Below are 6,847 nucleotides of genomic sequence, written 5' to 3'. Positions count from 1 at the left end.
TTTTTTGATGTCTTGTAACGCTTTGTAAGCGCGTTCAGCTTATTTAGATAAAAATCTAGATGTAGATGAAATTTTGTAAAGACATACAGTATCTATATACTGCAAAAAATTAAACATAAGACGCCGATACATTAAGTAATCCTTACCTTTTAATCTGCAGATTGGCGAAAGCAAATACAATAGCTTCACTGTCATGATAAAGGGGCTGGCAAAGCTTGTCAAGAAATTTTCTTATTTCATTTAAATTGCTTGTAACCTTCTTATACACTCATCTTTACCAAGAATCACCATGATATCAATGATTCCAGGTGCATCCATTACTCCAGTTATAGGGGCGCGTAATGAGTGGTATACATCGCTTATTTTCATATCGTGCAATTTTGCACATTCCTTGATCTGAGAAGATAAAAAACCCTTATTCCAATTTTCATCACCGATCTTTGACAGAAATGACGCAAGTAACTTGATTATATCGAGGTTAGATTTGACAATTTGCTCAGCCTCTTCACTTAAATCAAGTGGCGGATCTTGAATATAAAATTTTGCTAAATCCAATAATTCGGTCAGGTAGTTTGCTCTTTTTTTTAGCTCTGTCAGTCCCTGCAGTAAATAGCCCTTTTTTTTGTCAGTTAGAGTATTTTCTCTAAGCATTAGAGTCAGAATATCTTCATTGCTCATATTACTAATATAGTGGTTATTCAAATGCTCCAGTTTTTTGAAATCGAGCCGTGCAGGTGAACGACCAATACTTTCTAAATTAAACCACTCTATTGCTTGCTCATCGCTAATAATCTCATCGTTGCCGTGACTCCAGCCAAGTCTCAGCAAGTAATTACGCATCGCTTTTGGCAATATTCCCATCTTTTCATAATCGCAAACGCTTGTGGCACCATGCCTTTTGGATAGCTTATTCCCATCTTCCCCATGGATAAGCGGCACATGTGCAAAGCGTGGAATGTCAAAATCAAGAGCCTGGTATATTAGCAGATGTTTAAAGGTATTAGTGAGATGGTCAGAACCACGTATTATATCAGTTATTCCAGCATCATGATCGTCAACTACCACGGCAAAAATATATGTTGGAGTGTTATCAGAGCGTAAGATCACTATATCATCAAGCTGGTCGCTATTTACTTTGATTTGGCCGTATATTTTGTCATCAATGACGATCTCTTGCGAATCTGGCACTTTAAAGCGGACAACTGACCTCACACCCGATGTTATTCCAGCGCGTGACCACATATTTTTCCAGTGTCGGCTACTTGGATGACAAGAAGGAGGTTTTGTAGTACATTTATGCCTGTATATCTTGCCCTCTTCTCTTGCTTTTGCCTTCTTTTCTGCAACTTCATCTTCAGGGCAGTAACAGTGATACGCCCTACCCTTTTCAACTAAAAGGTTTGCTACTTCTTTATGCCGCTCTATTCTTTTTGACTGATATACTATTTCCCCATCATAGCTCATACCGAGCCATCTTAGCCCTTCTATAATTGCATCAATTGCTTCTTGTGTTGAACGTTTTCTGTCGGTGTCCTCAATTCTTAGCAAAAACCTGCCACCATGATGCTTTGCATAGAGCCAATTAAATAACGCAGTACGAGCTCCTCCAATGTGCAAAAATCCTGTTGGTGATGGAGCAAATCTCGTGACTATACCTGGCATATTTGTCTGTTACAGTAATGTAAATGATGATAGCTAAAATTTATGTTTGTAACAATTTAGAATTTATTTGTTCTGAGAGATAAAATTTACTTGTTTTTCATAAATTGTGTTGTACAATTTAGTATCGGTTGAATATAGCGAGGTGAGTTATGGATGGACTTGTAGATATAGCAAAATTGCTTTCAGATAATGAAGCTAATATCAATTGGCGTTACACCGGCCCTTTTGATAAAACAAAACAAAGAGTACAGGCAGGTAATCTCCTGCATTTAGCTGCAAGAATACAAAACAAAGGTAAATTTGTAGACATTTGTAAGAAGAACATTGCTTCTGTAACTGCGCATAATGAATATGGAGATAATCCATTTCATGAAGCAGCAAGAAGTGGAATTTTGCTGCCTGCAGTACAAGAGATTGTGAATGACTTAGAGAAGGAAGCTAATAACAAAATTACGAAAGCAGAAGAAGCTGGAGATCGGAAAGAAGTAAGCAGATTGAAAGAGGAACTCAAATGTAATAAAAAATATATTAAAGATGCGCTCTGCAGTAAAGGCTATGCTTTTAATAAGAAGGGGGAAACTCCTCTTTATTACTTAAATGCTGCACAACAGAAAGAAATTAAGCAAATCGCAGGCATAAAAGACAGCTTTATATGTAACCAGAAGTTTCACCTGTGCTTATATATAATAGGAGCGATAGCATGTATCGCTGCTTTATGTTTGTCTTTATACTTTTTATTTTTAGTTTCTCAATCTTTTGCACTAAGCTCGATGGTTGCAATAGCTTCTGGCGGAGTCACATACCTGTCAGTTAAAGCATGTAGCGAGATACATGCCTTGCGTAACGAAAGCACTTTAGTGGAAAATGCTAATGTACAACTTGCAGGAGAAAGTTTAGGTGTTTGATGAAGCTAGAAATTACTTGCAGGCAATGATATAGAAATTTACTTTCTTAACTTCAGAAAGTATACTCATACGATGATAGAAAAGAAGTACAGTAAGATTTTAATAGCAAACAGAGGAGGGATTGCCTGCAGGATTATCAGAACTGCCCATAAGATGGGTATATCTTGTGTGTGCATATACTCGGATGCAGATGTAAATTCTGTGCATGTAAGACAAGCAGATGAGTCAAGATATATCGGCCCTTCGCCATCTTGCCTCAGTTATTTAAACATTGAAAAAATATGTGAAGTAGCAGTTGAAACAGGTGCTGAGGCAGTTCATCCTGGCTATGGTTTTTTAGCAGAGAATCCAGATTTTCCACGTGCTCTTCAAAAACATAATATAGACTTCATCGGTCCCAGTGCAGAAACAATAGAAGTTACAGCCAACAAAATAACAGCAAAAGAAGCTGCAAGAAAAGCTGGAGTGAATGTAGTGCCAGGATATATGGGTAAGATCAGCGATGCTGCCCACGCAGCTCAAGTTGCTAAAGAGGTCGGTTTTCCCGTTATGCTCAAAGCTGCATCAGGCGGTGGTGGCAAAGGAATGCGAATTGTAAACTCCAAAAAAGAAATTGAACTAGCATTTACATCAGCCACAAATGAAGCAGAGAAAAGTTTTAAGGATGGCAGTATCTTTATAGAGAAATATATAGAGTTGCCAAGACATATTGAAATACAAATCATAGCAGATAAATATGGCAATATAGTTTGTCTTGGAGAAAGAGAATGCTCGATACAAAGGAATAATCAGAAAATAATAGAAGAAACGCCAAGTCCATTCATTAGTGAAGAAGTAAGACAAAAAATGTATGTTCAATGTGTTTCTCTGGCAAAGCAAGTTGGCTATTTTTCAGCAGGCACTGTTGAGTTTGTTGTAGATAAAGACCAAAACTTCTATTTTCTTGAGGTAAATACGAGATTGCAAGTTGAGCATCCAGTAACAGAATTTATAACTGGAATAGACATAGTAGAAGAAATGATTAGAACTTCCTGTGGAGAGAAATTGAGATTCAATCAGGATGATATTAAACTTACTGGTTCTGCAATAGAAAGTAGAATTTGCGCTGAAGACCCATCGAAGAAATTTTTCCCTTCCAGCGGAAGAATAAAATATTACGATAAACCGGGTGAAAATGATTATGTAAGAATAGATGATGGAGTTGCTGCAGGTTCAGAAATTAGCATGTTCTATGATTCGATGATTGCCAAAGTGATAACATATGGAAAAGATAGAGTAGAAGCGATCAGCAGAATGCAAAAAGCATTGTCTGAATGCTATATAGAAGGAGTAACAAATAATATAGAATTTCTAGAATCCATCTTCCATCACCCAAATTTTATCGCAGCAAAGCTCCATACGAGATTCATTCCAGATCATTACCCTAGTGGGTTTCACGGCGATTTTGTTACAGAGGAGTATATTAAAATATTTATTTTCACTGCGTTATATGTTCATTTGGAAAATGAAGAAAGGTACCATCATAAAGCAGTGAATGAAACATCTCAGGTGTCATTCCAGTGCGTGACACTGGAATCTAGTAAAAAAGAAGGGGCACCAGTATCAGCTACTCGGATGGCAGGTGACCGTGCAAGAGATTTATTCATAGTGAATATAAATGACAATGAGTACTCCGTAAATGCAAAATACCAAGATAATATATTAATAACGGTATATAATCACAATAAATACTCCGTTATAGGCAAGTGGAAATCAAGTTATAGATTGCTATATATCACAATTAATGACGATACCAATATAGCACTTAAAATAGAAAGACAAGGCAGCAAGTACTTCATAAGGCATGCAGGCATGAAAGCTGAGTGTTGTATATTTAAGCCTCATGTAGCTGAATTAAGTAGGTTAATGCTAAATAATGAAACAGAAGGGATTTCAGCAGATGCTGTAAAATCCCCAATATCTGGTTTATTAGTTAAATTGCACGTAAATGTAGGAGATCAGGTGGAAATAGGACAACCTTTATTTGTGGTGGAGGCAATGAAAATGGAAAATATCATATGTGCTGAAGCAGCAATGGTGATAAAAAATATTCCCGTTCAAGAAGGAAAAAATGTGCAGATTGGTGATGTAGTCTGCTTTCTTAAATAACATAAGAAGTACAAACTTGACCCAAACAAGATAAATGAAAACACTTGATGAGCTATGGCAATGGCTATTGGTATGTGCAATAATAGAGTAATTACACCTAAAATGATCTGAATGACGACGGAGAGCAGCATAATATATACCGGTTTTATGCTAGCATTTTTTACTGTGAGTATTACTACCAAAGTTAGTATTAGCAATGCCAGTGCTCGATGTATAAATTGCACTGTCGCTCTGTTCTCAAAGATATTCAGCCATGTAGGCTGTAAGAAAAATAAATCTTCTGGAACGATTTGTCCGTCCATTAGTGGAAAGGTATTGTAAATTAGACCAGCATTTAATCCTGCAACAAATGCGCCGAAAATTATTTGTATCATGATCAGAACTAAAATAATTCCTACGTAGTACTTGGTGTTACAACTAATCTTAAGTTTAGTTTGCTTTGGCCTGATTTGGTAATCAAAAAATTGATATGAAAATAATGCAAAGATAATTAATGCTAATAATAAGTGAAGTGCGAGCCTATAGTGGCTAACATGAGGCTTAGCTACCAAGCCGCTTTTTACCATATACCAACCAGCAAAAGCTTGTAAAGCTCCAAATAATAATGCCACAAATAGCTTTATTACTACCTTTTTAGATATTTTTCTTCTTAATGTAAAATATATAAATGGCAGGACAAAAACTAAACCTGTTAGTCTTGCAACCAATCTGTGTACATATTCTATTAAGTATATAGCGCGAAACTCCTCCATACTAATACCATAGTTAAGTGCTTTATATTCAGGTGTAGCTTCGTATTTTAATTTTTCTTGTAGCCAGTCTTGTTCACTCAGTGGTGGTAATGTTCCAGTAATGGGTTTCCACTCCGTGATTGACAATCCTGCTTTTGAAAGTCTGGTAAATCCACCAATCCCTACCATGAGAACTACCATGACCGAGCAGAGAAAAAGCCAAATAGCTACAGGTTTTGCTTCCATAAACCATGCTGAGTTTTGTTCCATCGCTCAGGGTAAAGAATAAATTCCCATAAGGCAAGAAAAGCTGCAGCACTATGTAGCAGACTATAGACCGGAAAAAATATCGATACTATATAAAAATAAAAAGGCATCTTTTGCTGTTTGACAGCTATTACCAAAAGAATCAGGTTAGTAACGTATACCACTACAAAGTAGTACAAAAATAATTCATTTAAAACTTTAGTTAATATCAATGAAAGCAGTAAAAATGGAGTAGTAAAAAATATAAAAGCTGCAGAGCCAACAAAAAGATTCAATCGCAAAATTCCCTTAAATCCAGTGTGTTTATAAAGTGACTTTATATTTTTTAAATGAACAATATAAGTTTGCATATAGCCTTTGATCCAGCGCGCTCTTTGCTTAATCCAAGCAAATACAGCAATTGGTGACTCTTCCAATGTTTCTGAGTCAATCATCCTGGTTTTATATCCCATTTGCGCAAGTCTCAAACCAAGGTCAGCATCTTCGGTAACACTATAAGCATCCCAGAAAAACACTTCTTTTAGAATTTTTACTGAAAAATGATTACTGCTACCACCCAAAGGTATCGGCATGTTCATTTTTTGGAATCCAGGCAATAAGTATTGAAACCAGTTCATATACTCCAGAGAAAAGAATTTTGTGAGAAAATTATAATCACAATTGTAGTAATTTAATTTCGCCTGTACACAGGCAAGCTTATCGTCGTCCTTATTAAATTCAATCAGTGCTTTTTTTAACTGCAATGGGTCTGGTTTATCGTCCGCATCATATATTACTGCATACTTTCCTCTAGCAAAGCTCATAGCATAATTGCATGACTTGGCTTTTGTTCTAGGCAAAGAATGAGGCACCTTTATTACTTCAAAATACTGCGGTAAAGTGTACTTTTCTATAGCTGCTAGCGTTTCTTGGTCATCACTTTCTACCTGAAGCTTCACATCTAATTTTGATTTTGGATAATCCAAACTTTCAATGCTTTCGATCAATTGCTCTATCACTGCACTTTCTTTAAAAGCAGGCAATAAAATAGTATATATAGGAAAATCTTCTTCATTCAGCTTACTATAATCCACTTTTTGATTAGAGGTTTCACATAAGCTAAAAACTGTAGCTATAAACTTGAATAAATAACTA

5 protein-coding genes are annotated in these 6,847 nt (G+C 36.1%); 2 read left to right on the top strand and 3 right to left on the bottom strand.

Features of this window, described 5'->3' with window-relative positions; translation table 11 throughout:
- Window positions 1-240: 240 nt before the first annotated feature.
- On the bottom strand, window positions 241-1,662 hold the full coding sequence (gene gltX / locus OZD62_RS02100) for a glutamate--tRNA ligase (protein WP_275019334.1): 1,422 nt from the start codon (window positions 1,660-1,662) through the stop codon (window positions 241-243).
- Between the two features lie 149 nt (window positions 1,663-1,811).
- Here gltX and OZD62_RS02095 point away from each other — a divergent pair, with 149 nt between their 5' ends.
- Complete coding sequence (locus OZD62_RS02095) at window positions 1,812-2,567, top strand: ankyrin repeat domain-containing protein (protein ID WP_275019333.1); 756 nt, start codon at window positions 1,812-1,814, stop codon at window positions 2,565-2,567.
- Window positions 2,568-2,639: 72 nt separating this feature from the next.
- Window positions 2,640-4,715, top strand: coding sequence for an acetyl-CoA carboxylase biotin carboxylase subunit (locus OZD62_RS02090; RefSeq protein ID WP_275019332.1), 2,076 nt, complete (start codon window positions 2,640-2,642; stop codon window positions 4,713-4,715).
- On the opposite strand, the gene OZD62_RS02085 is transcribed toward OZD62_RS02090, so the two are convergent.
- Window positions 4,664-5,692: a COX15/CtaA family protein gene (locus tag OZD62_RS02085; RefSeq protein ID WP_275019335.1), complete on the bottom strand. Its 1,029-nt coding sequence runs from the start codon at window positions 5,690-5,692 to the stop codon at window positions 4,664-4,666. The genes OZD62_RS02090 and OZD62_RS02085 overlap by 52 nt on opposite strands.
- A partial coding sequence (locus tag OZD62_RS02080) for a glycosyltransferase family 2 protein (RefSeq protein WP_275019331.1) occupies window positions 5,674-6,847 on the bottom strand: 1,174 nt, incomplete at its 5' end. The genes OZD62_RS02080 and OZD62_RS02085, both read right to left, overlap by 19 nt.

The organism is Wolbachia endosymbiont of Drosophila seguyi, assembly GCF_028981765.1.
GTDB classification, from domain to species: Bacteria; Pseudomonadota; Alphaproteobacteria; order Rickettsiales; family Anaplasmataceae; genus Wolbachia; species Wolbachia pipientis.
This window is presented reverse-complemented; position numbering and strand designations above follow the sequence as displayed.

Bases quoted from the DNA above. Each gene is read 5' to 3' on its own strand.
- OZD62_RS02095 (WP_275019333.1), top strand. From the start codon at position 1,812: ATGGATGGACTTGTAGATATAGCAAAATTGCTTTCAGATAATGAAGCT.
- OZD62_RS02090 (WP_275019332.1), top strand. From the start codon at position 2,640: ATGATAGAAAAGAAGTACAGTAAGATTTTAATAGCAAACAGAGGAGGG.
- OZD62_RS02085 (WP_275019335.1), bottom strand. From the start codon at position 5,692: ATGGAAGCAAAACCTGTAGCTATTTGGCTTTTTCTCTGCTCGGTCATG.
- gltX (WP_275019334.1), bottom strand. From the start codon at position 1,662: ATGCCAGGTATAGTCACGAGATTTGCTCCATCACCAACAGGATTTTTG.